Annotated in this window: 19 protein-coding genes; 11 read left to right on the top strand and 8 right to left on the bottom strand. The window is 57.1% G+C overall.

Going from position 1 to position 21,750, the window contains the following annotated elements:
* Positions 1-200 precede the first annotated feature (200 nt).
* A complete protein-coding gene (locus EXE52_RS17315; RefSeq protein WP_094520693.1) occupies positions 201-500 on the bottom strand; it encodes an AbrB/MazE/SpoVT family DNA-binding domain-containing protein in 300 nt (99 codons plus the stop codon).
* A gap of 404 nt (positions 501-904) precedes the next feature.
* Here EXE52_RS17315 and EXE52_RS17310 point away from each other — a divergent pair, with 404 nt between their 5' ends.
* The gene (locus tag EXE52_RS17310; protein ID WP_238992761.1) at positions 905-1,705 is read left to right on the top strand and encodes a UbiA family prenyltransferase; all 801 of its coding nucleotides are present in this window, start codon (positions 905-907) and stop codon (positions 1,703-1,705) included.
* A gap of 85 nt (positions 1,706-1,790) precedes the next feature.
* On the top strand, positions 1,791-3,452 hold the full coding sequence (locus tag EXE52_RS17305; RefSeq protein ID WP_321167072.1) for a histidine kinase N-terminal 7TM domain-containing protein: 1,662 nt from the start codon (positions 1,791-1,793) through the stop codon (positions 3,450-3,452).
* Positions 3,453-3,504: 52 nt separating this feature from the next.
* On the opposite strand, the gene EXE52_RS17300 is transcribed toward EXE52_RS17305, so the two are convergent.
* Positions 3,505-4,824: a methyl-accepting chemotaxis protein gene (locus EXE52_RS17300; protein ID WP_137703961.1), complete on the bottom strand. Its 1,320-nt coding sequence runs from the start codon at positions 4,822-4,824 to the stop codon at positions 3,505-3,507.
* A gap of 128 nt (positions 4,825-4,952) precedes the next feature.
* On the opposite strand from EXE52_RS17300, the gene EXE52_RS17295 reads away from it, so the two are divergent.
* Positions 4,953-5,345: a DoxX family membrane protein gene (locus EXE52_RS17295; protein WP_137703960.1), complete on the top strand. Its 393-nt coding sequence runs from the start codon at positions 4,953-4,955 to the stop codon at positions 5,343-5,345.
* A 509-nt stretch (positions 5,346-5,854) separates the two neighbouring features.
* Here EXE52_RS17295 and rdfA read toward each other — a convergent pair.
* The 5 genes from rdfA to EXE52_RS17265 all read right to left on the bottom strand — a co-directional run bounded on the left by rdfA (position 5,855) and on the right by EXE52_RS17265 (position 10,931).
* Positions 5,855-6,451 carry a rod-determining factor RdfA gene (gene rdfA, locus EXE52_RS17290; protein ID WP_137703959.1) on the bottom strand — a complete coding sequence of 199 codons (597 nt, stop codon included), beginning with the start codon at positions 6,449-6,451 and terminating at the stop codon, positions 5,855-5,857.
* A 162-nt stretch (positions 6,452-6,613) separates the two neighbouring features.
* Positions 6,614-9,553 carry a plasmid replication protein RepH gene (locus tag EXE52_RS18895; protein WP_241988292.1) on the bottom strand — a complete coding sequence of 980 codons (2,940 nt, stop codon included), beginning with the start codon at positions 9,551-9,553 and terminating at the stop codon, positions 6,614-6,616.
* Positions 9,553-9,897, bottom strand: coding sequence for a hypothetical protein (locus EXE52_RS17275; RefSeq protein WP_137703958.1), 345 nt, complete (start codon positions 9,895-9,897; stop codon positions 9,553-9,555). The genes EXE52_RS18895 and EXE52_RS17275 overlap by 1 nt, the downstream gene beginning before the upstream one ends.
* Positions 9,897-10,400, bottom strand: coding sequence for a hypothetical protein (locus EXE52_RS17270; protein WP_137703957.1), 504 nt, complete (start codon positions 10,398-10,400; stop codon positions 9,897-9,899). Before EXE52_RS17270 ends, EXE52_RS17275 begins: the two co-directional genes overlap by 1 nt.
* 222 nt (positions 10,401-10,622) lie before the next feature.
* Positions 10,623-10,931, bottom strand: a complete 309-nt coding sequence (locus tag EXE52_RS17265; RefSeq protein WP_137703956.1) for a helix-turn-helix transcriptional regulator — start codon at positions 10,929-10,931, stop codon at positions 10,623-10,625.
* 375 nt (positions 10,932-11,306) lie between these two features.
* Here EXE52_RS17265 and EXE52_RS17260 point away from each other — a divergent pair, with 375 nt between their 5' ends.
* The 3 genes from EXE52_RS17260 to EXE52_RS17250 all read left to right on the top strand — a co-directional run bounded on the left by EXE52_RS17260 (position 11,307) and on the right by EXE52_RS17250 (position 14,133).
* On the top strand, positions 11,307-11,636 hold the full coding sequence (locus tag EXE52_RS17260) for a MarR family transcriptional regulator (protein ID WP_137703955.1): 330 nt from the start codon (positions 11,307-11,309) through the stop codon (positions 11,634-11,636).
* Positions 11,637-11,879 (top strand): repressor phrH2, encoded by a 243-nt coding sequence (locus tag EXE52_RS17255; RefSeq protein ID WP_241988291.1) that lies wholly within the window; start codon positions 11,637-11,639, stop codon positions 11,877-11,879.
* A 211-nt stretch (positions 11,880-12,090) separates the two neighbouring features.
* The gene (locus EXE52_RS17250; protein ID WP_137703954.1) at positions 12,091-14,133 is read left to right on the top strand and encodes an ATP-binding protein; all 2,043 of its coding nucleotides are present in this window, start codon (positions 12,091-12,093) and stop codon (positions 14,131-14,133) included.
* Positions 14,134-14,157: 24 nt separating this feature from the next.
* Here the strand turns inward: EXE52_RS17250 and EXE52_RS17245 are convergent, their stop codons facing one another.
* A complete protein-coding gene (locus EXE52_RS17245; RefSeq protein ID WP_137703953.1) occupies positions 14,158-14,424 on the bottom strand; it encodes a hypothetical protein in 267 nt (88 codons plus the stop codon).
* Positions 14,425-14,564: 140 nt separating this feature from the next.
* On the opposite strand from EXE52_RS17245, the gene EXE52_RS17240 reads away from it, so the two are divergent.
* From EXE52_RS17240 to EXE52_RS17215, 5 genes are all read left to right on the top strand, one after another.
* Positions 14,565-15,776 carry a DNA cytosine methyltransferase gene (locus tag EXE52_RS17240; protein ID WP_137703952.1) on the top strand — a complete coding sequence of 404 codons (1,212 nt, stop codon included), beginning with the start codon at positions 14,565-14,567 and terminating at the stop codon, positions 15,774-15,776.
* A 459-nt stretch (positions 15,777-16,235) separates the two neighbouring features.
* A complete protein-coding gene (locus tag EXE52_RS17235) occupies positions 16,236-17,426 on the top strand; it encodes a hypothetical protein (protein WP_137703951.1) in 1,191 nt (396 codons plus the stop codon).
* Positions 17,423-18,145, top strand: a complete 723-nt coding sequence (locus EXE52_RS17230) for a hypothetical protein (RefSeq protein WP_137703950.1) — start codon at positions 17,423-17,425, stop codon at positions 18,143-18,145. The genes EXE52_RS17235 and EXE52_RS17230 overlap by 4 nt, the downstream gene beginning before the upstream one ends.
* A 685-nt stretch (positions 18,146-18,830) precedes the next feature.
* Entirely contained in the window at positions 18,831-20,459 is a 1,629-nt protein-coding gene (locus EXE52_RS17220; RefSeq protein WP_137703949.1) for a ribonuclease H-like domain-containing protein, read from the top strand.
* A 2-nt stretch (positions 20,460-20,461) separates the two neighbouring features.
* Positions 20,462-21,750, top strand: a 1,289-nt coding sequence (locus tag EXE52_RS17215) for a DEAD/DEAH box helicase (RefSeq protein WP_241988290.1), incomplete at its 3' end; no start/stop codon positions are given.

Genomic DNA, 21,750 nt, shown 5'->3' with positions numbered 1-21,750 from the left:
TTCGCGCAGTACAGGTATTGCTGGGCGGTTCGGTGGAGTGCGTCGCGTTGCTCGTCGGAAACGGCGAGTTTCACGACGGCGGTTCGACGCACGCCCATAGTTTCAGAGAGTACCCGACGGTACTTATGTGGTCGGGAGTCAGTCGGTCGAGGTGTGGTGGTTGTGTCGTCCCATGTCGGTTTCCTCCCCGACCTACTCGCTCACTCCGTTCGCTCCTTGAGGTCGGGGGCTCCACCTCGAAAATGCTGAACGGCATCTCTGTGTCTGTGGGCAACCGGGTCGGCCCCTTCAGAAATAGGTGTCGTCTCTCCCTGGTTCGAAGACGCTTCTTCAATGAGTTGTTCCATCTTGTCGAGAATTTCGTCGGGGCTGTCCTCTGGCTCAACAACTGCTTTCCCGTCTTTTTCGCGGATATCAACCTCTGTTCCCGGAGTAATACCAAGTCGGTCTCGCACTTCTTGCGGGAGGACGATTAGCCCTTTTGAATCCACTTTGGTCATATTCCCACTCAGAGTGGGAAGAAGTATATCGTTTTGATTATTACTATAATTCCAACATCATCTCTGAATAAATAAATTGTATTACCAACTACTGGTAAGAGATGCGAACAGCAAACACATTATGTCAGAAAAACGATCATTCGCGAAACCCGAAAACGGCCTGTTAATCTGATGAGAAGTATCTATCTATCTTTATTGTCAATTAGAAGTAATTTATAGCTGGCACCCAGGGAAGCAACAGCGTGTTTTCTTGCGGTGTCCCCAACAGAATGTCAAAGAAAAAACCAGAACGGACGGGTTCCGATAGACAATCTACCGGAACCGGTAGCGGTTTTCGTCCATCGGTCAAACTGTGGCATCGCATACGAAAAGCCTGTATTTTCCTCCAACTCGATATTGTAGGCATGGGGATCGCGGGAACACTTGTCACGATGGTGATCTTGTCGCTCGAGCCATCCCTGGCACCCGTCGTCGTTGGATTGGTCGCTTACGGTGTCTACGTCGGTGACAGAATCAGCGATGTGCGATACGACCCACAAGCGACGTCCGAGCGAAGTGCGTTCATCGGGCGACACAGGCGTCTTCTTTCGATCACGTCTGCTGGAGCATACGGACTTGCAATTACTCTCTCGGCGCTTGGTGGCCCACTTGCGCTTGCGGTCACCCTCATTCCAGGCGTTACTTGGATCTTGTATGTAGCAGATCTGTCTGAACGATCGCTTGTGCCGGTCCAGCGACTGAAGACCATCTTTGTGCTTAATTCTACGCTTGTGGCACTGGCGTGGGCGACAGCAATGGTAGTCCTGCCAATTGTGTTTGCCGATGCCGCAATCACGCCACTTGCCATTGTGTTGGCGGTTTACTTTTTTGCCGATATTTTCGTCAACACTGAAATTCCGAACGTCCGCGACATCGAAGATGATGTCAAAAATAATGTCTCAACGTTCCCGACTGTCGTCGGCGTCAAGCGGACACGGCATCTATTGTACATCATCAACATGCTCTCAGTTCTCGTCGTCATTGGCGCGTTTCTTAGCGGATTCCTCCCAGCACTTTTTGCGTTGGTCCTTCTTGCTGGACGAGTGCTGGCGGTTTTCCTCAATAGTCGAATTGGGCGTAGTAACGACTACCGTCGCCTGGAGTTGCTCGGTGAGATGAACTACGTGTTCGTGGCGTGCGGACTGTTCATCGCTATCATCGGGTAATCCACGGCACTCTCTTTTTTATTGACCGTGGAAAGTTAAATTTCTTAGACATAAAGTTAGTATACATAGATGTCCTTGTAAGACTGTGTCAAATACTATCTTTCTGCTGTCTGTGTTACACATCTCCGTCGTTCTTGGCTCAGCTTCGGCTATTTTAGCGTGGAGAGAGGGGCAATCTCCGGGGGCGAGACCTCTCGTACTGTTGCTGGCCGGGCAGGTGTTCTGGTCGCTTATGCTTATTTTTCGACTCCGAGCACCTGGTGTGGAGGCAAAGCTATTCTGGATGTACCTGATGTGGATAGGCGTCGTTGCAATCCCACTCGGGTGGATGCTGTTTGCGTTATCATACACTGGTCACGATCGTTTTTTGAACTGGAGATATGTATCGGCACTTACGGTCGTCCCGGTGGTGACCGTGATTTTAGCCATTCTCGGGCCGACTCAGGGACTTCTACAGATCAGTATCGCACAAACACCAGATCTCAGCGTCGCCCAGAACGACAGCGGAGGCATCTGGTATTGGATTGTTGCCGCTTATACGTATTTACTGGGTGGCGTGGGTAGTGCCCTGTTAGTCCGGTTGGCCCTGAGCCAGATGGCTGCGTTTCGGAAGCAGGCGTATACGCTGATTGGGGCGTTGATCATTCCCTGGGGTATAAACCTATGCTACCTCACAAACGTGCTTAGCACGCCTATTGACCCGACACCAGTCGCATTTTCAGTTTCTGGCGTCATCTACCTGACCGCCATTCGACGGTACAGTTTACTGCGAACGAATCCGGCACCGAACACTACCGCTCGAAGACTCGTATTTGATAGTACCCAAGAGGGGATACTTGTTCTTGATTTGAATGACAACGTGATTAACGTCAATGGTCCAGCACTAGAGATGCTTAATGTACAAAGAGACGAACTGCTCGGATCATCTGCGCCAGAGACGATTCCTAAGTACGAGGCATTTCCAGATTCTGGAGTATTTGAAGACTTCCTTACGATACAAACCCACTCAGGTAAGCGGGACTTCAAGATCAAAACTGTCGAGATTACTACCCAGCGAGGGCAGGTCATCGGGAGCATGGTGACGTTACAGGACGTGACTGAGTTCTTGCGCCAAGAACAGCGTCTACAGGTTCTCAATCGCGTGCTTCGCCACAACATCAAGACAGAAACTAACCTGATACTTGGGTATAGCGAGGACCTGCCGACGGAAGCAGCCGAGCGCGTAAAACAAAGCGCACTTCAAATCGATGAGTTAGGACAGAAAGGTCGCGAGGCAATCCGGCTTTTCAGTCGCGCTCGAGAAGAATCCGACGTCAGATCGATAGAGATGATACTTGAAGAGCGGCTGAGAGAGGTTAGATCACGCTTTTCCGACGTTACATTCGAGCTTCAGTGTCCTGACCAAGATGTACCCGCCGATGTGCTTGTTAGTCCAGTGCTTTCGAACGCTATCGAAAACGCTGCTGAACACAATACCAGTGACAGTCCACATGTTGAGATTGTCGCCAGCGTAGGCGAACAGGTACAGATCGAAATCCGCGATAATGGGCCGGGGATACCCGAGCACGAACTATCCGTACTTTCTGAAGGAACCGAATCTGTGCTTCACCATGGAAGTGGGCTCGGGCTCTGGATCATCAAGTGGGGAACCGATCTCCTCGGCGGTCGTGTCCAGTTTGGCGAAAATGAGGTGACCGGAACTGTCGTCAGCATCTCACTCCCACGGAAGGAGCCGTCAGCGAACTAGAGCGGAAACGTGGGATGAGACTGTTCGTCTGTCCGATCACGAGACATCTACCTCAGACAGACGTGTTCATGACCTCTGCGAGTTCGCGGTCAATTTGTTTGACCTGCCGGGTTAGCCCCGCGACCATCTCTGTTTGATTGTCGTTTTCGTCAGCAATCTCTGTGACTTCTTCACTCACGAGGGCAGCCCGTTCAGAGACATCGTCGACAGCGCTCGATATCCCTTCGGCCACGCTCGCCTGCTCATCCGTTGCGTCTGCGATCTCGGTGATCCCGCTTTCGGTTTGCTCAACCACCGTTAGAATCTGTTTCTGGTTTTCGAGGAGGCCTTGGATGTCGTTTCTCGCGGACTGGATCTCGGCGTTTCCTGCTCTTACTTCGGTAGTCGCCGTCGCAGCCTTCTCTTTGATCCTTGCGACGATTTCTTCGATCTCGTCAGCTTGATCTTGTGAGCGATTGGCGAGGTTCTTCACTTCGTCGGCGACGACCGCGAACCCATCACTGTCGCTGCGTGCCGCTTCGATGTTGGCGTTCAACGCGAGCATGTTCGTCTGTTCGGCGATATCGTTGATCACGCCGACGAGCTCTTCGACTTGTTCGATCTCGTTTTTCAACTCAGCGACGTCGTCTGCGACCGAAGCTGACTTCTCGGCTGTGTCGTCCACTTGGTCGATAACCTCCCCCGCGGTGTCGACGGACTCTTCGGCGAGGGTTCTCGATTCCGCGCTTTGGTTGCTGACTTCCTCGGCACTGGACGCAATCTCTTCGATAGTGGCGCTGAATCCGGAGATCTCGCCTTGGGTACTCTCGAGCTCGGCTGCCTGCTCGTCGACGAGCTGGCTGATTTCATTCGAGCGATTCGCAACTTCGGTTGTCGACTCGCTCAGCTGTTCCATCGATGTCTCGACATTGTCCGAGAGCTCTTCTTGGAGGTCGGCGAGCGTCTCCCGCTGTTCGACGACGGTGGTGACATCGAAGAGCAACTCGACAGCCCCAACGACCTTGCCAGTGGGTGTCTGTATCGGGGTTCCAATCGCGCGCGCATGTGCTTTCGTGCCGTCCGGTCGTTCTGCGGATCGGAACTGGTCTTCACGGATGGGGGTTCCAGTACGGAGGACTTCTTCGGCGAGGGTTTCATCTTCGCCTTCAGTGCCGAAGACATCGTATGCGTTCATGCCGACGGCTTTGCTTGCGGGAAGGCCGATGAGGCCGGCTATTGCGGTGTTCCACTGGGTGATGTCACCATCGGCGTCGACGACGAATGCTGCTTCAGGAAGGTCCTCGATGAACTGCTCGAACGACTGTCGCCAGAAGTCCCCGCCAGATTCGGCGCTACTCTCTTGTAGCTGGTCGTTGTCTGTGGCTGCGGCCATATCGGGAGGCGTCTATCGGGGTTAATATGGGTTTTGACTGTATTACTATATTTGATAGAGATGTGTAACAAATCCGCCTCATACGATGATCATGAGTCTTATATCACCGGCTATTTTACCAGCTGGTAATGTCTGAAACAGACACCGACAGCACAGAAAAACCAGCTCTTCTTGGCCGAGTACTGTTTGGATCTGGCCTTGTAGCGCTTGCCGTGCGGAATCTCACGAATCTTGATGGACGGGTTGCATACGCCGATGCAAAAGGGGTGCCTGAGGCAGAGACACTTGTGCCGGCAGGTAGTGGTCTTCTTCTCGGCGGTGGTCTCGGAATTAGCGTGTGGAAGGCTCCAAAACTCTCTGCGAGCGCTGTAGCTGCGTTTTTGATAGGTGTGACGCCACTCATACACGACTTCTGGGCAGTCGACGAGGAAGAGCGCGGTGGGGAACTCACATCGTTCCTTCAAAATATCACACTCCTTGGCGCAGCACTCGCTTTCTTCGGTCGTGCCAGAGAAGAATGAACTACCCTACTTCACCTGAAGATAGGCGCTAAGGCCCTTTCCCCAGCGAGCGACCGAAGGGAGCGAGCAGGGAGGGGATACAGCGCCGTCATCACCTTGACACCCTCCCCGCGCTGAATTCGGCACGTCTCCGAGAGACCACCACTCAGTAACCGACCCCATCCTACTTCGCTCGCACTGACAAGCTCGCTCGTTGAGGGTGGAGCTTTGATGTGGTCCTCGCCGTCAGTTGACGCGACGGGGCGTTTTGTGCGCTCCGCCCACCGAACGCCCTTCGGGGTCGGTGAACCCACCATTTGGGGCCGGGCTACTGCGGCCCGTACTGCGCGGGACTTGTGCCAGCACAGCACTAGTTGCCAGTACGGTGGGATGTAAATTAACACTTGCTCAGTAGTATGTCGGTTTCCTCTCCGGCCTACTCGCTCCCTCCGGTCGCTCCTTGAGGTCGGAGGCTCCACCTCAAAGTATGCTAGGTATTTCAATAGAATGACAAAAAAGAATGAGCGAAATTAACGCGGCCGACTACAGGTAGGACAGCCGTCGTTTCGCAGATACACCGACATCTCGGTGTTGGTCCCGCATGTCTCACAAATACATTCCGTCGTAACCTCTATTTGAGGCTCTGCTCCGTATACTTGGTTGTGGGATACAGACCGTGAGATAATCCCCGTAGCAATCGTCTCTGTCTTTGTTTCGATCTGTCCTAAACTCGCAACTCGCGAGTGAATATCATCGACCTCACGCTCATACTCAGTATCACGATACTCTGTCAGATACGTATATATCGATTGATATGAAACCATGTCTCCGCCGACTTCGTCGGTGTCTACTCCCCTACTATCGAGATCATATCCTGTCAGCGATTTATCCTTATTTTTGATGATCGCGGCACACTCCTCAACAAGTGGTCTATCCCAGATAATACCCGCTTCGCGGAGTGCTGCATCGAGTACACGGATGTTGAAGAATTCCGCGAGTTCACGACAAGAGCGCCGGGTACTCTCGGGCTTTGTCCACTCCGCAACCATTTCGTCGCCAATGCCGTCGAGGTCGTACTTGTCGATTACTCGAACAATCTTCGGTCGTGTACTTGTGGCGTTACGCATCGTTAGTGGACACGGTGAGACACAGGCGCTGATTCCGCTGTTCGACGCTAGACGTGAGTTGAGATGAGGCCTCTTCACAGCGGGCGACGCGGATGTGTGTCTCCTCTTTGGTGGGCGAGCGCTCGCAGATGGCGTCGGTTGTACGATCGCTTGCTGAGTGTCTCATTGGGACACACCCCGTGGTAAGAGGAGACGTCGGTGGTTGAGAAGCGATACGGTCGGTGCGTAGTATTGTGGTGTCATGCGTGGTTCATCGGTGATGGTTTCGAGCGCTGCGGCTGGTCGGTGGCTGTGATGAGTTGGTGCGTCGGTGATTGCGGTACAGTCCTCCCGGTGCGGTCCCCACTGGTTCACCGGAAGGGCGGTGTCAAGGGAGGTGACAGTCGGGGCGTGTTGATCCCACGTGGGGATTCGATGTGGGTGTCGCCAGCCGACTCGGAGTGGAACCCACAGGGTGGGGGCGAGAGCGATTGAATGTGTTCGTGAGCGATGCGTCAACAGCGGGAGCCAGGAATGGGGGTGACCGAGGCACGGCGACGGCTGTGGTGACGGGTGACTGGGTTCGTCGGTGGTGACCCAGCGTCGGTGGCCATCTATCTGGACGGCCTGTACTCGGTCAAGCGCTTGGACAGTGCCAATCCGGCGATCATAGCTACTGGCCGCAATGTCGGCCCGCTCGAGTAACGCTGAGCGGCCGAGCGGCTCGTCGGCTCTGAGTAGGGTCGCATACAGCGCCGTCGCCGTTGGTACGAGATCGGGACGGAACCGCGCGACAGAGAGCGTCGCCGCCGCGCGTTCAACCGCAGCCACGGTCGGGGAGTGAGACTCGTTCAGCGCGCGCAGGAGGCTTACCACGACATCGTACGGGCACGCACGCCGCGTGGTGTCCGACAGGCCGAACGAGCGGAGACAGAGCCGCACGAGCCGCTGTCGCTCGTGGGGTGTCCACTGGGCGTCGTGGGTCATCGCGATCTCGTCAATCACCCGCCGGATGGCGGGGTAGGTCGTCCCGTCGACGACCGGGATCGAGAGCGTGGGGGCAGGTTCGGTGCCATCTGCGATCGCCTCTCGCACCGCGGTGAGCTCTGTGGTGAGTGCCTCTTGGATCGCATCGCGGAGATCGGTGATCGTCGGGCCCGCAAGTACCCACGACATCGTCAGATCCATCGTCGCGTCAGGCTCGACGTCGTAGGGAAGCCGCCGCCGCAGTTTGGGCGGGCGCTCTTCGAACAACATGCGGTAGCCCGAGTGAACTCCGTAGACGGATTGTTTGGGCACCGTCTTCGCGAGGAACGTACAGAGCTGCCGGCGTTGCGTCGAGTTTCTGATGAGCGCCTCGGTGTCCGGGAGTCTGATTGTGGTCGTCAAATCAACGCCGATCGCGTGATACAGGTGGGTAGCCGAGGCGACTAACCCGTGGAGGTCTTCGAAGAGTTCGCTTCGGGCGGCACCGTTGGTACTGCTCGTGTGTTTGGCGACACGAGCGAGGAGCGTATCGCGAACAGTCGTGATGCGCTCACGCCACGCCGCATACGTGTGCTCGTCCTCGCTGTACCAGCCAACCTGGTGACCACGACACAGCACTCGTGGGGCGTCTTGTTCGAGATCACCACGGTGGATTGCCTCGAATGCGCGGCCGAACCGCGACGGCGTCAGGACCTTCGAGAGCGCCTTATGGCTGAGTAAGACAGCCGCGAGACGTCCCAGGGTGGCTAAGGGCCCACCCCACTGGAGGACGACCTGCGCCTCGCCGGGGGTGTGGCTCAGATACCCAACCCGGCCGTCATCGAACGGGGTTGGGGTGTCATCGACGAGCGTGACGCTATCGTCTTGGGCGGGGGTTGTGAACCGGTCGTGTAGGTGGGTTTCATCGACAGTGTCGGGTCCCCTGAGCCACTGGACAAACTCTCCGTCGGCGTCGGGGTCACCCGTCGCCGCCAGCCACTCCTCGAGTGGGGGTGGGGTGTCACCTGTGGGATCCCCCCGGCGGGGCGACACTGTACTTGTGACATCGTGAGTGGTCGCAGTAAGATCGTCAGTCAGTCGGCGTTGTTCGGGATGGACGAGGTCGCCGGCAGCGTCGAGATACCCAGCCACGGCCGTCTGACCGCGTTCAGAGAGTGTGACGCTGTGGTGAGTGCCTCGACGGTCGACGTCGACGAGCCCACGCGTCTCGAGATCAAGGACGTACCGGCTGACCGTCCCTGCCTCAATGTCGATCGCATGATCGTGTTCGAGATCCTGGTAGGTTCGCCCAGTGGTAGCGTCGAGATTGGTGAGGAGGCGTCGTTTCCCCGGTGTGTGTTTGAGCCCATCGAGCGCTTGCCAGGCGGGGTGGCGCTCGTCGGTGGTCGGCTCGTGGGACTGCCCGCGGTGGGGATGCGGGTGGGACCGATCCCGGCCATGGGTAAGATCGAGGTGGATTTCACACCACTGTGGGTACCGCTGGGTGAGGTGGCGTTTGAGCGCCGGAGAGACGACAACGCGAACGTCGAACCCGGCTGCGAGCACGGCGATGGTCGCGAGCGCGCGAACGCCAGTTCGGCGGTCGGTGAGGTCGGTCCAGGCTGGGCCATCGAGCGCGAGGGTGATCGCTCGGGGAGTCGCGTCGAACTCGCGGTGGAGCGCGACTGGTCCCTTTGCGAGTGCGCCAAGCCCGGCGTTGACCGCGCCGCGGCCGGTGCCGACTGTATGAACCGTGTCGCGTAATTCGTCGTGGCGTTGCGTGTGATATGACGACTCGGTGTCGCCGTCGACGAGCGCCAACTCGGTAATTGCCTGCGTGTACGCGACGGCCTCGGCGGTCGCATCATCCCACGTGTCATCGAGGGAGTTCCACTCCGGAAGGGTGGTATCGAGGAGTGACGTACTCGCCCGCCACGGGTTGGTGTGGGGTGTCTGGGTTCGGACTGTTTCTGTACTCGCCTCACGAAGCTGGTCGAGGAGTTCGGGTATCCACTCGGTCAGCCGGGGCGAGACGCTTCCACAGTGGCTGCCGGCGGCGTCATACTGTGTGGTTGGACCCACAAGATGGACGCCACGCTTGTGGCCCTGGTTGGCGGGCTGTGCGTGCCCGCAGCGGGCCTGCTTGTCTGCTGGCATCACTTGGATGGCTCCCAGTAGTTGACCACCGCGACGAGCCGCCGGAGCAGCTCTCGGATGTACTGGCGGACTGTTCGCGAGACAGGATCGACACTGCGGGCGGTTCGGATCGCGGCCGCGATGTCTGGATGGTATGTCTCGTCGATAGTCCGCGTCGCTCGGAAGAGCGCCGCCTTCACGCCGGCTGCGTCACTGGCGGTACTCGCGGTGAGCGCCCGCCGAAGGTGTGCGATCGTCGCGAGGGTGATGTCCGAGTCAGTCGTTGGTGGTCGGGTGGACGGACGCGTTCGGTAGTGCTTGGGCCGTCGTTGTTGAGCGGCCTCGGTGCGGGATGGTAACCGCATTAGTCATCACCCTCCGTTGCCGCTGGGTTACTGACAGTCACCTGCGCCCGGGCCTCGCGCCGTCGCTGCCGGTGAGTCGCTGTCGGCGTGACCCGCTCGGCGAGGGGTGTCTCGGGCGGGAGCCAGCGGATCGTCGTCGTCGCTGGTACGCTCACGCCTAGCGGGACTGGCTCGACGAGAATCGGCCACGTGGATTGGGTCGCGGCGTCTGAGGCCATCCCGATACGCCCGGCGACGAGGAGTTCGTGGACGCCGAGCGTGAACACCTCCTGCTGGCGGTGTTCGGTATGTGCGCACACGCAGTGGCCGACCTCGTGGGTGCGCTGGTCTGCCGGCTTGTAGACGTACGCGACGACATTATCGCCCTCGGTGAACGTGCGCCCGCAGTGTTGACAAGCCCCCGACGTGGACGCAAGCGACAGCTGATCGAGGCTTGCGATGGTGTCGTTCGTGAGGGTGCCTGTTAGCGTTGCGTCGGCGGACTGCTGGTTGTCTCGACTCATGGCCCCCGATTCACGCTCGCGATCGATTGGCCACAGTACCACCCACACCGCGGGCAGACCCACCCGTTCACGAATCGGTTGACGAGTCGGTCACACTGGCGGCACCGCCAGAGCTTCTTCATCATACGCGGCCCTCGACCGCTTGTTGAACGGTGAGATCGTCGAGTTCGCCGGTGAGGGTCTCGCGAGCGTCGAAGCGGAGATGCGGTGGCTGGGTGTGATTCACGCGGCATCACCCTCCGCCTGCCACGCGCGGCGCGCTTCGAGGGCGCGGCGGGCCGCCTCGGTGAGGCTGTACTCGTTGGTGCGCCGATCGCGTGCCCGCTTGGCAACGAGGTCACACTCGACGAGCGTGTCGAGGTTCTGGTAGAGGCGGCTGTGGTTGATCGCCTCGCCGTAGTAGTCAGAGAGGTCCGCCTTCAGGGCCGTCCCTTTCCGAGCATTCTCGTGGGAGAGCGCCCAGAGGAGATCGCGCTGGAAGGCGGTGAGGTCGGCGAGCGCGTCGCGGTCCGGGGCGCACTCTGCGCTCATGCGTCGACCTCCGCACAGGAGTAACAGACGGGAATGTCGCGCTCGGCGTCGAAGCCGTCAGCCGGCGCTGGGCAGCACGCGCAGCCGCCATCGGTTTCGCTCGATTCTCTGGTCGTCGCGCAGGGCTTAAACCCCGCAGTTGCTATCGTCAGCATGGTTCTGTGTCACGACACAGAACCCGACCCGGCCGGGTGCTGATGACACCGCGACCGGGATTCCTACATTCTCTCACTAGCCGAGGGTTCGTCGCTCGGGCTCCGTAGTCGTTTCAAAACACCGCAGTCTTATCAATGTAACGCCGGTACTTTGAAAGTCAGAAGACTATCTCAAGAGATAAGCGACCGTAATATAGGCAAAGGCACACCAGTGTTGGATATGAGATATGCAGGAGAATGGATGACTGCGGCTGATGATCGGATTCTAGAGTATCTCTCTGAACACGAGGCTGGTTCTCCAACGAAGATGAAGCGTGAAGGACCGATCCGATATTCGCGTCAGCAAGTCCACCGTCGGTGTAAGAAATTGGATGAAAATGGTCTAATCAAACATCTCGGAAACGGCGTCTATGTGATTACTGACGACGGTGAAGCGTACCTCGACGGTCGGCTCGACACCGAGAATTGGACCTACATCGACGACGACAGCGATGCCGTTGAGGCACACGATCCGGCAGACAGTGAAGCCTCGAACGGGGGAGCGACCTGAATGCGCAACTCCGTCCCGTGGATGGGCGGTCTCGGCGAGAGAATTTTAGAGCGGCTCGCTGACGGCGGTGACGCTGGTGCGTGGGAGATCGCGTTCGATATTCGCGGGCGTGTCAGTCAGAGTCGGGTGAGTGATCGGTGTGAGGTTCTGGCGGATGCTGAACTCGTTGAGCAGTACGAACGGGAGATCGTTGACGGGCGCTACGAGACTTACTGGCCAATCACGACGTGGGGTGAGCTCTGAGTGAAGATGTCGACCCGAGTCTTGATGTGCCCGTGCTGAGTCCGCGGCCACCGCATGCGACTAGATCAGATTGGTGGGCTGGTTTCTAGATTATTCTCATCTCGCTGCTGACTTTTGATCCCGGAAGAGTATCTGAACTAATTCTGGTCAGCCAACTTCATGATGAGAGTCAGATATTTGTATTCTGACTATTGATTAGAAATTAATCAATATGGCCAACGTTCAAGACGGAGTCAGTTACCCCGACAACGAACCGGACCCAGTGATGCGAATCGGAATGGAAGTTCTCGAACATCTCGGTATGAACATGTATAGCTCTCTTCCTGCTGTCATTGCCGAATATGTAGCAAACGGGTGGGACGCAGGTGCTACGGAGGTTTACGTTAATATTCCAGAAGAGACGATGAGTGAATCTTATGAGATTACTATTAGAGATAATGGGATTGGCATGTCCCCAGAAGAACTCAATGAAAAATTTCTCATGGTCGCGCGAAAGAGAAGAAAGAACGACGAGCCAGGTGGTATTGCTACTGTTTTAGGAAAAGAGCGTCGGGTTATGGGCAGAAAGGGTATTGGAAAACTAGCTGGCTTTGGGGTGGCAAAATCGGTTGAAGTTGAAACCATTCGGGAAGGAACTCGGGTCGCTATCCGGATGGATTATCAACAGATCCAGAGCGAAGCAGAAGACGCAGATATTGAGGAAAAAGGGACTTATGAACCAACTATCACCGCTTATGAGGAAGGTGTAGATGAGGAAAAACACGGCACCCAAGTCAAACTCACTCGGTTAGATCGAAAGCAAAGACCAGCGGTATCCAGGGTCAGAAGAAAGTTATCTAGAAAATTCGGAGTTCTGGACCGTGATGACTTTGACCTCTACGTAAACGGAGATGAGATTTCACCTGAAGAGCGAGATCTCAAACGGACATGCCAAGATGATTTTATTTGGACTATTGGTACTGAGGAGGACGATGACATAGATGGTACGGTTGATGCTGAAGAGGGCTACTTTGTTGATGGATGGATCGGTACCAGAAAGTCAACTGTTGATGATCTCGAAAACGGCGTTGCTGTCATGGCTAGGGGGAAACTAGCGCAGGAGCCAGCGTTCTATGGAGTAGAAGGCCAAGGGGTTACTGGCCAGCACGCTCTTTCCTATATGCTTGGAGAGGTTCATGCCGAGTTCATTGACGAAGATGTTGACCTAATTGCGACGGACAGAGGAAGTGTCAGGTTAGAATCTGGAAGGGGGAAAAAGCTACAAGAATGGCTATACAGTGGCATTAAACAGGTTTGTAGCGAGTGGGCTAAAAAGCGTCAAAAAGAACAGATGGAGGAGGTAAAGCAGTTCGATGTCTACGAAGAGCGAATTCAGGACTTGTCTTCACGTGAGAAACGACTCGCAGACGATTTCTTAACCGAAATTGCGAAGATCGATGGGTATGGTGAGGAGGCACTCAAAGACACCGCTGATTACGTCGCAACAGCTGTAGAGCGGAAAGCCTTCGCTGATCTATTGGAAGATATCGAAGAAAGAGATTATGAAGACCCTCGGAAAGTAATTGAGCTGTTCGAAGAGCTGGAAGTTCTTGATGCGGTAGAAACCTTCCGCAGAGCGGAAAATCGACTCCAAGTCATCCGTGAACTCGATCTTCTCATAGATATTGAGGTCGGGGAAAAGGACCTACAGCGATTTCTTGGTAGAAATCCCTGGCTTCTTGACCCACGATGGGATTCTTACGAAAGAGAGGTCCGATTTTCAGAAGCACTAGAAGAAAGATTTGGTGACGACGAGGAACGTGAGAGTAGTGATAAACGCATAGACTTCGTGGCACTTGGCGATAGCTCCTCAATCAAAGTGATCGAATTAAAACGGCCAGAAGCGTCCGTCGGATTTAGTGAACTCTCTCAACTAGAGAGATATGTCTCTTACATCCGGGATCTTGAGTCAAGCGATACCGAAAATGGACGTTCTGTCAGTGGCTATATTATTGGAGGGAAGATATCCGATACTAGGGAGGCACGCGACAAGGTACAAAGTATGGAGTCGGGCCCTCACGAACACATGACGTATGAAGACCTGCATCGAAGAGCGAAGAGGGCATACAGCGAATTTATAGAGGTTGTTCAGGAAAAGTATGAGGTAACGGGAGATAACCGGCTTAAACAGCGAATGGAGAGTCTTAAGCAAAAAGCTCACGAGGGAGAGAAATTGTATCCAAAAGAAGGTGGGGCAGAGGCCATTACCGACTGATTGGCTCGCTAATTATTCATACGCCTATCTGATTTCTCCTATAACAAACTCCCACTCCAACGTCTCTGAATCAATGCGTGCCACGCCAACTGTTGTCGTTTCGTCGATCGTGTTGATATCAATTTGATCCCGAACGTACGACTCCAAGGAGAGCTCTTCGAGTCGCCACTCCTGCGTATCTAACTCCGGCGGAATATCCTCTCCAGACACCACATGTACCGATCGAAGTGTTCCGTACCGTTCCGGTGTGACCTCTACTTCGACCGGGAACTCAACGAGGTCACGGCTCATACGTCGACTTCAACGCCCCACGATATGAAATTTGCTCAGGTACATCCGGCTCCGTGGCGAGGCTCTCCCAGACAAGTCGCCTCTCCAACGGTTCTCCCAGTACCAACGATTAAATACGGTTGAGCGGCACTCTCCGATAGATGAGTCAGCAGGACCTGACCTACGTCGATCTGTTCGCGGGAGCTGGCGGCCTCTCCGTCGGCCTCGAACGCGCCGGCTTCGAACTCGTCCACGCCGTCGAGGTCGACGACGACGCCCGCGCCTCGTTCGCGAACAATCGCGAGGGTCTGGAACCGGACGAGCTGACGCAGGATATCCGCGAGGTCGACAACCAGGATGTCACCGAGGTCGTCGGCCGCGACACCGTCGACCTCGTCGCCGGCGGCCCGCCTTGTCAGGGATTCTCCGAAGTGGTCAGCCCCGACGGCAGCGACGACCGGAACCACCTCTTCGTGAATTTCATCTCGTGGGTCAACGAGCTCGATCCGAAGGCGGCGCTGTTCGAGAACGTCCGCGGGATGCAAAACACCGCCGACGGGAAGTTCCTCGACGCCGTCGAGGAGTCGTTCGGCGAGATGGGCTACGACGTCAGCTACCGCGTCGTGAAGGCGTCCGACTTCGGCGTCCCGCAGCAGCGCCACCGCCTGCTGGTGCTCGCGACGAAGCGCTCGACGACCGAGTTCCCCTTCGACGGCTTCGAGTTGGACCCGATCGAGACGCCCGGCGTGATCGCCGGGATCGGCGACCTCCCAGAGGTCGGGCCTGGTGAGGAAAAGACCGAGTACGACGCCGAGCCGACCACGGTGATTCAGGACGACCTTCGCGGCGACAACACGGAACTCACCCACCACCAGGCCGCAAACCACACCGAGGATATGGTGGAGATGATATCGCACATCTCCGACGGCGGAAACCGGACCGAGATCCCGGACGAGCTCCAGCCGTCGTCGGGCTATCACAACTCCTACTCCCGACTCGACTCGCAGGAGCCGGCCGTCGCGATCACGTCAAATATGTCGAAGCCCTCCAGCGCCCGATGTATCCACCCGTTCCAGCACCGTGGACTCACGCCGCGTGAGGGAGCGCGGCTACAGACGTTCCCCGACTGGTACCGCTTCGACGGCGGGCTTGTCTCGGTCCGGAAGCAGATTGGGAACGCGGTGCCGCCGTACCTCGCGGAGTCCGTCGGCTACTACCTCAAGCAGAGCGTCTACAGCCAGACGCTGACCGACGAGGAACGAGAACGTATCTACAAACTTCGGTGCGGCGGGATGGAACTCTCGGAGTTCGAGGAGGAGAAGTCCGATATCGGTGGCCACGCGCAACAGGTCACGCTCGACTTCGCTGATTAGCGCGATAGATCTCCCGGTCCTGCTACTCTGTTGTCCGACGCTTCCCACGAGGTACTGTAATATGAGCATCGCGAGCACGATCTGAAATGCCTCTGAGAACAACTTAGACAACCACCTGAGCGCAATTACAGCAAGAGATGTCGATAGCGTGTATTCGTAGTTGATGAGGAAGATACAGAAGCAAGGTACCGGGAACCGCGTCACAATCTTCAAAAGACCGAATACGACCAGATTTTTGTGAGGGTTTTATATGCCGCGTTCACCGTTTTGCGCCGACTCCTTCCTTTCAGGCCTGCTCGTGCCGTCCTGGATTAGGCAGGACGACACGGGTTGTGGAGAGATGACGCATGCTACTTCTTCCCACTTTCACGTTATGGTTTCATCATAATACGAATACTGACGGGACATCCGCAATGCGAACTTTTCTAAGAGTGTCTGCTAAGTGGACAGTATATCCAGATGAGCAGATGGAGCGACGATCGCGCTGATCACGAACACGAGGCGATCGAGGCGTTTCTGCTGGGTCACTTCCCGAGCACTTACTTCGAAAATCAGTCGGACCTGTCCGAATACGACGACTCAGACGAGGAAATCTCTGACGCGGAGCGTGCGATAATCGAGGCGCTCGTATCGGAGGCGGAGACGCAGTTCGCGTCCTCCAAGGGAACGCTCGGGCTTGCGATCGACTTTGTCGTTCTTGCCGAGGAGCTGGCGAAACACGACGATTGGCTCGCCGGCTTCGACCCGGACATCACCGTCAACGACATCCTCGACCGATACAAGAGTACAGCGAAGTCGTCGCTGACACTGAAACGCGGCAGTACTCGAGAAGGGATTCGAACGTACCACAACGAACTGATCGAATTGTTCCGGGAGGACCTGAACCGGACCAATTTCCCGAGTTCGCCCGGCCACCACACCGGCGAGTGGGAGCGGTACGACGACATGCTCGAACTCGCGTTCCGGCTCTCCCGCGACAGTCGCTTCGTCGCCGCACAGGAGCTCTTCGACCTCGGGCTGGATCGGTTGGAATCGAGCGAGTACGAGCGACGTGACCCACCGTTCGAAGAGCCGTTCCTGAAGGTACTCCGAGACTACACGCGCAAGGCGCCCAACGAGCAGGGCGGATCGGCGTACCAGGCTCTCTGTTACGGGTACGTCAAAGCGGAGTGGCCGCACCTGTCTCTCCGCGCCAGCAAGGTTCGGACCGGTTCCTCGCGCCAGCAGCGGTACGGCGACATCGACGGGTACCACGGTCCCGACCTCATGATCTCGGTCGAGGTCAAGGACCGCGTCATCGACGAGTCGAACGTCAGTGCCGAGCTCGGCACGATGATGAAGGTCGCACAGAACACGACCGCCATCGCCATCGCGATCTGTACGGAAGTGGGTCCGGAGGCCCGCGAGACGCTCGAAGAAGCAGATGTTCGTGTTCTGGATGATGAAGATCTCGCCCGGCAGCTCCGCTTCTGGGACTACCACAAGCAGAACCGCGCCCTTCACGGGATGGTCCACTTCTTCGCGAACATCGAGGAGAACCCCGATGGCGTTCAGCGACTCCTACGATTCGTTTCGAGCATCGACTCGGACAACCGCGTCCTCGACCATCTCGCGGATTCAGACGTACAAATGGGGCTCGACGAAACATGAAGCGGCCGGAAGTTCAGGAGCGATTCGTCAACCATGATGCGGAGCTCCCCTACGGACTCGAAGTCCCACAGGTCGTGAACGCGATCGAGAGCTTCTACGAGTACTGGCACGAGGTGAACGAGTGGCACCTCGAAGAGGGGTACGGACGGTTCCACGAGCAGTTCCGCGCGAACAACGCGATTGGTGGGTTCGTCAGCCATCGTCTAACGACCCGTTTCGCAGAGGAGTCTCCGGACTTTGTTCTCAACCGTCTCGATGACGGGTACCCCGACTTGCTCTATGATGGGACCGACCACGAGTGGCCCGATAACTACGCCGTCAAGGACTCGGACAACGGTCCCGGGTTGGAGGTCAAGGCGTCGATGGGGAACACGTTCTACGCGCACCACAACGTCGAAGGCTGGCTTCTCGGGATCCATTATCGAATAAACGCGCGAAGTGATTCTCCCACCGAAGATGCTCCCGCCCCGGACGACACGCCGCCCATCGAGGTCACGCAAGTCCTGTGCGCGAGTATGGACCACGAGGACTGGGAGTACCGAGACGCGGAGGGCTCGAACCGGACGAATACCAGCGAATTAAAAGCGAAAGTCGGGCTCCACGAGATGCGGAAGAACCCAGTAATTGAGATGGAGTCTGCGATCACCGGAGTAGGGGACCTACTTCAAGAGTACAAGCGGACCCACGCTGAGTTCGACCCAGGCTACTCGGTGTATTGACCTCCTCCTCCGCGTAAACGGGGAGGAATCCGACCATCGGATTCGGGCGGTCGTCGCCGTCTGGTTCCAACCCGCACTCGGAGGGAACCTGCGACACACCGGGGGAACTCTCGTTTGTTTTCCTCGTAGGGCTGTGGCCCGGCCAATGAGGCCCCGTCGGAATCCGTGTCATTGCCGTGTGAACCACCGCTGGTTCGCCACCCCTTGTGGTTCGGGGACGGCCTCTCACCGATTCCGTAACACCCGTGATTACTGGAGGCCACGGAGTTCAAACTGCCGGGACAAACGAGCCGAGTGTCGCTCGACCTCCGCCTGAAGACGGAGGTATGCGCTTGTATCTCTAACACGCCGATGGATTTGATCGAGACGATCAGCGTCGGTTGCGGGACGCGGCTATTGAGCTCACAGAATAGAACGTCTCAGTTCTCATTTCGAATTCACCACCGGTCACAGAGTTGTATGAGGAGCATGACGCGTTCTCAGTGACGTACGTCGATGCGACGCGAGCGATTAACAGCGACGCAAGTAATCGTGGCGAGGTTGCTGAAATCCTGATAACGAACGTCCAACCTGAGAACCGGCGGCGGAAGACGCTCGCAGATTTCACTGAGTGACGACCTCTTCTAATCACTTTCACGCCGCTCTTCGAAGATTAATATGCTCCCGGGTCAACGTATCAGTTGAGATGACCGACGAGCCGGATTCTGCTCGGCACTCCGACTCCACCCGTCCACCACGGTTGAGTACTGACGGTGGGGAGACGGGGCCGCAACTGCCGGTGTTGCCGCCTCCGGATGAGTCGCCGACTCGAATCCTTGCGCTTTCTGGGGCCGCTGTGAGCAGCTCTCACCGCGATACCATCACCGCGATGGTCGATAGCTTGGATCCTGATGTGCTTGTTGCGACGGAGCCGCAGGCGAGCATCGTTGGCCCGGCTCTCAATCGAGAGTTCGATTTCGATATGCTTGAAGTTGGCACCGGGATGCGGCCGGACGTGGCGGTTACAGACGAGGATCGGTGTGTTGTCATAGCGTTGCCGATGGGTGAGGAGTCGCTCGACCCGGAGCGGATTGCGAGCAGAGTCGGGATATCTTCAGTGGGAGAAGATCTGGCTGATGTAGCGACGACTTCTCAGATCTGTCTGATTGACCAGTCTGTTTCGTTATCTGTGGATCCGTATGCCCGGTCAGCAACACTTGAGGGGCTCCGTACCTATCGCGGTCGCGTTCCGGACAACTGGTGGACGGCGCGTACGGTTCATCTTTCGACGGCGTTACGAGCTGGGTTCACGACGACACGGAGTCATGGAGACGATGGTGACTCGCAGTTTGTTGGTGTCGGGACGTCGAACGCCGATCTCGGTGTTGGTACGACGGCGGATACGACACAGGCAACGCTCGTTGCCCTCTGTTCGAATGGAGCAGTTGATGTCTCCGAGATTGATCCGCAGAAATTCGGCTTGCGCGGTGTTCCGGAGATCGGTCCGACGCGGTTTGAGACGTTGCGTGAGGCTGGCATCACTACTGTCGATGGGCTTGCCGACACTCCGCTCCGGCAACTCACCGAATTATCTGGGTTGGGGCGAACCTCTGCGAGCACGATCCAGACCGCTGCGGAGGCACAGTCCACGAACACTGTCCGCCCGACGGGTGATGATTCGCTACCGAATCAGGAGCCGGTGTTCATCGACATTGAGACGGATGGGCTGAATCCATCGGCGGCGTGGCTAATCGGGGTGCTCGACGGCGGCCCTGAGGATGGGCACTACATGAGTTTCCGTGAGCAGGCGGTCGGTGACGGGTCCCATTTGAAGGCGTTTATGACCTGGCTCACTGGTGCCGCAGCGAGGCGGCCGGTCGTCGCATGGAACGGGTTCCGATTCGACTTTCCGGTCATCACCGAACAACTCCAGCAGCACCACCCCGATCTCGTGGAGGCTTGGACCGATCGCTATCAGTTCGATGCGTTGTGGTGGGCTACGAAGAAGAACGGCGGCAACGCAGCGCTTCCTGGGCGAACGAACAAGCTGGAACACGTCGCTGACGCGCTCGGCTGGGAGCCGTCGACGAACGGGATCGACGGGGCCACCGTTGCCAAGCTGTACACGGCGTATCGAAGCCAGGTTGCTGGGGAGGCGAACGCGGGAACCGTTGTTGAACCGGACTGGGACCGGTTGGAACGGTACTGTGAAGACGACGTGCGAGCGCTCGCTACGATCTATGAGCATCTCGAAGCTGCTGCGCGACGGGACTCGGAAACGAAGACGCCGACCGGTGAAAACAGCTCACAAGGCTCGCTCGCCGATTTCTCCTGACCATGACTGACAACCATTCACCTCGATCCGAAAACGGGAATTCAACCGACACGCGGATGCTGATGCCTGACGGAGGGACTGCTCGTCACCGCGAGGTACTCTCTGAGTCGGAGCTGAAAGAGTCGTTCCCGGACTGGCGTGAACAGATCCGGCATAGCGAGCGCCTCAACGCGCAGTCTGCTGAGACTGTCGCTCCCGAGGACGTGCTTCAGGATCGGCTTGCGTCACGGCTCGGCCATGATCTGTACTCACATCAGGCTGAGGCACTAGAGTTGCTTGCGGCCGATGAGAACGTGGTGATTACGACGTCGACCTCATCGGGGAAGACGCTGATCTACCAGCTTCAGATCGCACGGAATCACCTCGCTAACGATGATGCGACCGCACTTTGTCTGTTCCCGACGAAAGCGCTCACAAACGATCAAGAACAAGCGCTGAACGATGGGTTGCGCGGTGAGTTGGATCTCGATACTCACATCGGGACGTATGATGGTGACACCAAAGATGAGCGGAAGCGGACTGTTCGTGAGAATGCGAACGTTATCCTCACGAACCCGGCCGGGTTGAACGTCTACTTACCGCGCCACAACAAGGATCGCGGCTGGCATCGCTTCTACAGTAATCTTGAGCTCGTGGTGATTGACGAGGGCCACGAGTACGGCGGCGTCATGGGGACTCACGTTGCGTGGATCTTGCGCCGGCTTCGGCGCGTACTCGCCCACTACGGTGCGGATCCGCAGTTCGTGATCACGACTGCGACGATCGGTAATCCGGCTGCTCACGCCTCCACATTGACCGGGGCCGAGTTCAGCGTCGTCAGCGAGGATGGGTCGCCGCGTGGGAATCGTGATATCGTGTTGTGGGAGCCACCGCTCGATGACGAGGCGCTCGAAGGGTATGATGATGGCAGCGGCGACCTGATGGAGGGGTTCGAACAGGCGCGTCGGTCCAGTGCGCGTGAAGCGTCCTCCGTGACGGCGCACTTGGCGGTCAACGGGATCCAGACGCTACAGTTCACGACAGCCCGTCAAGGAACCGAGATCGGCGCAAAACAAACGGTACAGGCCGTTCGTGACCACCCGCGTGATGGGTACATCGACGTTGAACCTTACCACGCGGGCCTTGGCAAGCGGAAGCGTCGATCCGTCGAAAACCAGTTGAAAAGCGCTGACCTCGATGCGGTCATCTCGACGAACGCGTTGGAGCTGGGGATTGACATCGGGTCGGTGGACGCAACGGTGACGGACTCATATCCGGGGACCAAACAGTCCTTCTGGCAACAGATTGGGCG

Source organism: Halorubrum sp. CGM4_25_10-8A, assembly GCF_005435025.1.
In the GTDB taxonomy this organism is placed as follows: Archaea; Halobacteriota; Halobacteria; order Halobacteriales; family Haloferacaceae; genus Halorubrum; species Halorubrum ezzemoulense.
Note: the sequence above shows the minus strand (reverse complement) of the source record. Positions and strands in the feature narration are given on the sequence as shown.

What these genes read in the sequence shown, in the direction of transcription:
- EXE52_RS17315 (WP_094520693.1), bottom strand. Translation starts at nt 500, where the DNA reads ATGACCAAAGTGGATTCAAAAGGGCTAATCGTCCTCCCGCAAGAAGTG.
- EXE52_RS17310 (WP_238992761.1), top strand. Translation starts at nt 905, where the DNA reads ATGGGGATCGCGGGAACACTTGTCACGATGGTGATCTTGTCGCTCGAG.
- EXE52_RS17300 (WP_137703961.1), bottom strand. Translation starts at nt 4,824, where the DNA reads ATGGCCGCAGCCACAGACAACGACCAGCTACAAGAGAGTAGCGCCGAA.
- EXE52_RS17295 (WP_137703960.1), top strand. Translation starts at nt 4,953, where the DNA reads ATGTCTGAAACAGACACCGACAGCACAGAAAAACCAGCTCTTCTTGGC.
- rdfA (WP_137703959.1), bottom strand. Translation starts at nt 6,451, where the DNA reads ATGCGTAACGCCACAAGTACACGACCGAAGATTGTTCGAGTAATCGAC.
- EXE52_RS18895 (WP_241988292.1), bottom strand. Translation starts at nt 9,553, where the DNA reads ATGCCAGCAGACAAGCAGGCCCGCTGCGGGCACGCACAGCCCGCCAAC.
- EXE52_RS17275 (WP_137703958.1), bottom strand. Translation starts at nt 9,897, where the DNA reads ATGCGGTTACCATCCCGCACCGAGGCCGCTCAACAACGACGGCCCAAG.
- EXE52_RS17270 (WP_137703957.1), bottom strand. Translation starts at nt 10,400, where the DNA reads ATGAGTCGAGACAACCAGCAGTCCGCCGACGCAACGCTAACAGGCACC.
- EXE52_RS17265 (WP_137703956.1), bottom strand. Translation starts at nt 10,931, where the DNA reads ATGAGCGCAGAGTGCGCCCCGGACCGCGACGCGCTCGCCGACCTCACC.
- EXE52_RS17260 (WP_137703955.1), top strand. Translation starts at nt 11,307, where the DNA reads ATGAGATATGCAGGAGAATGGATGACTGCGGCTGATGATCGGATTCTA.
- EXE52_RS17255 (WP_241988291.1), top strand. Translation starts at nt 11,637, where the DNA reads ATGCGCAACTCCGTCCCGTGGATGGGCGGTCTCGGCGAGAGAATTTTA.
- EXE52_RS17250 (WP_137703954.1), top strand. Translation starts at nt 12,091, where the DNA reads ATGGCCAACGTTCAAGACGGAGTCAGTTACCCCGACAACGAACCGGAC.
- EXE52_RS17245 (WP_137703953.1), bottom strand. Translation starts at nt 14,424, where the DNA reads ATGAGCCGTGACCTCGTTGAGTTCCCGGTCGAAGTAGAGGTCACACCG.
- EXE52_RS17240 (WP_137703952.1), top strand. Translation starts at nt 14,565, where the DNA reads ATGAGTCAGCAGGACCTGACCTACGTCGATCTGTTCGCGGGAGCTGGC.
- EXE52_RS17235 (WP_137703951.1), top strand. Translation starts at nt 16,236, where the DNA reads ATGAGCAGATGGAGCGACGATCGCGCTGATCACGAACACGAGGCGATC.
- EXE52_RS17230 (WP_137703950.1), top strand. Translation starts at nt 17,423, where the DNA reads ATGAAGCGGCCGGAAGTTCAGGAGCGATTCGTCAACCATGATGCGGAG.
- EXE52_RS17220 (WP_137703949.1), top strand. Translation starts at nt 18,831, where the DNA reads ATGACCGACGAGCCGGATTCTGCTCGGCACTCCGACTCCACCCGTCCA.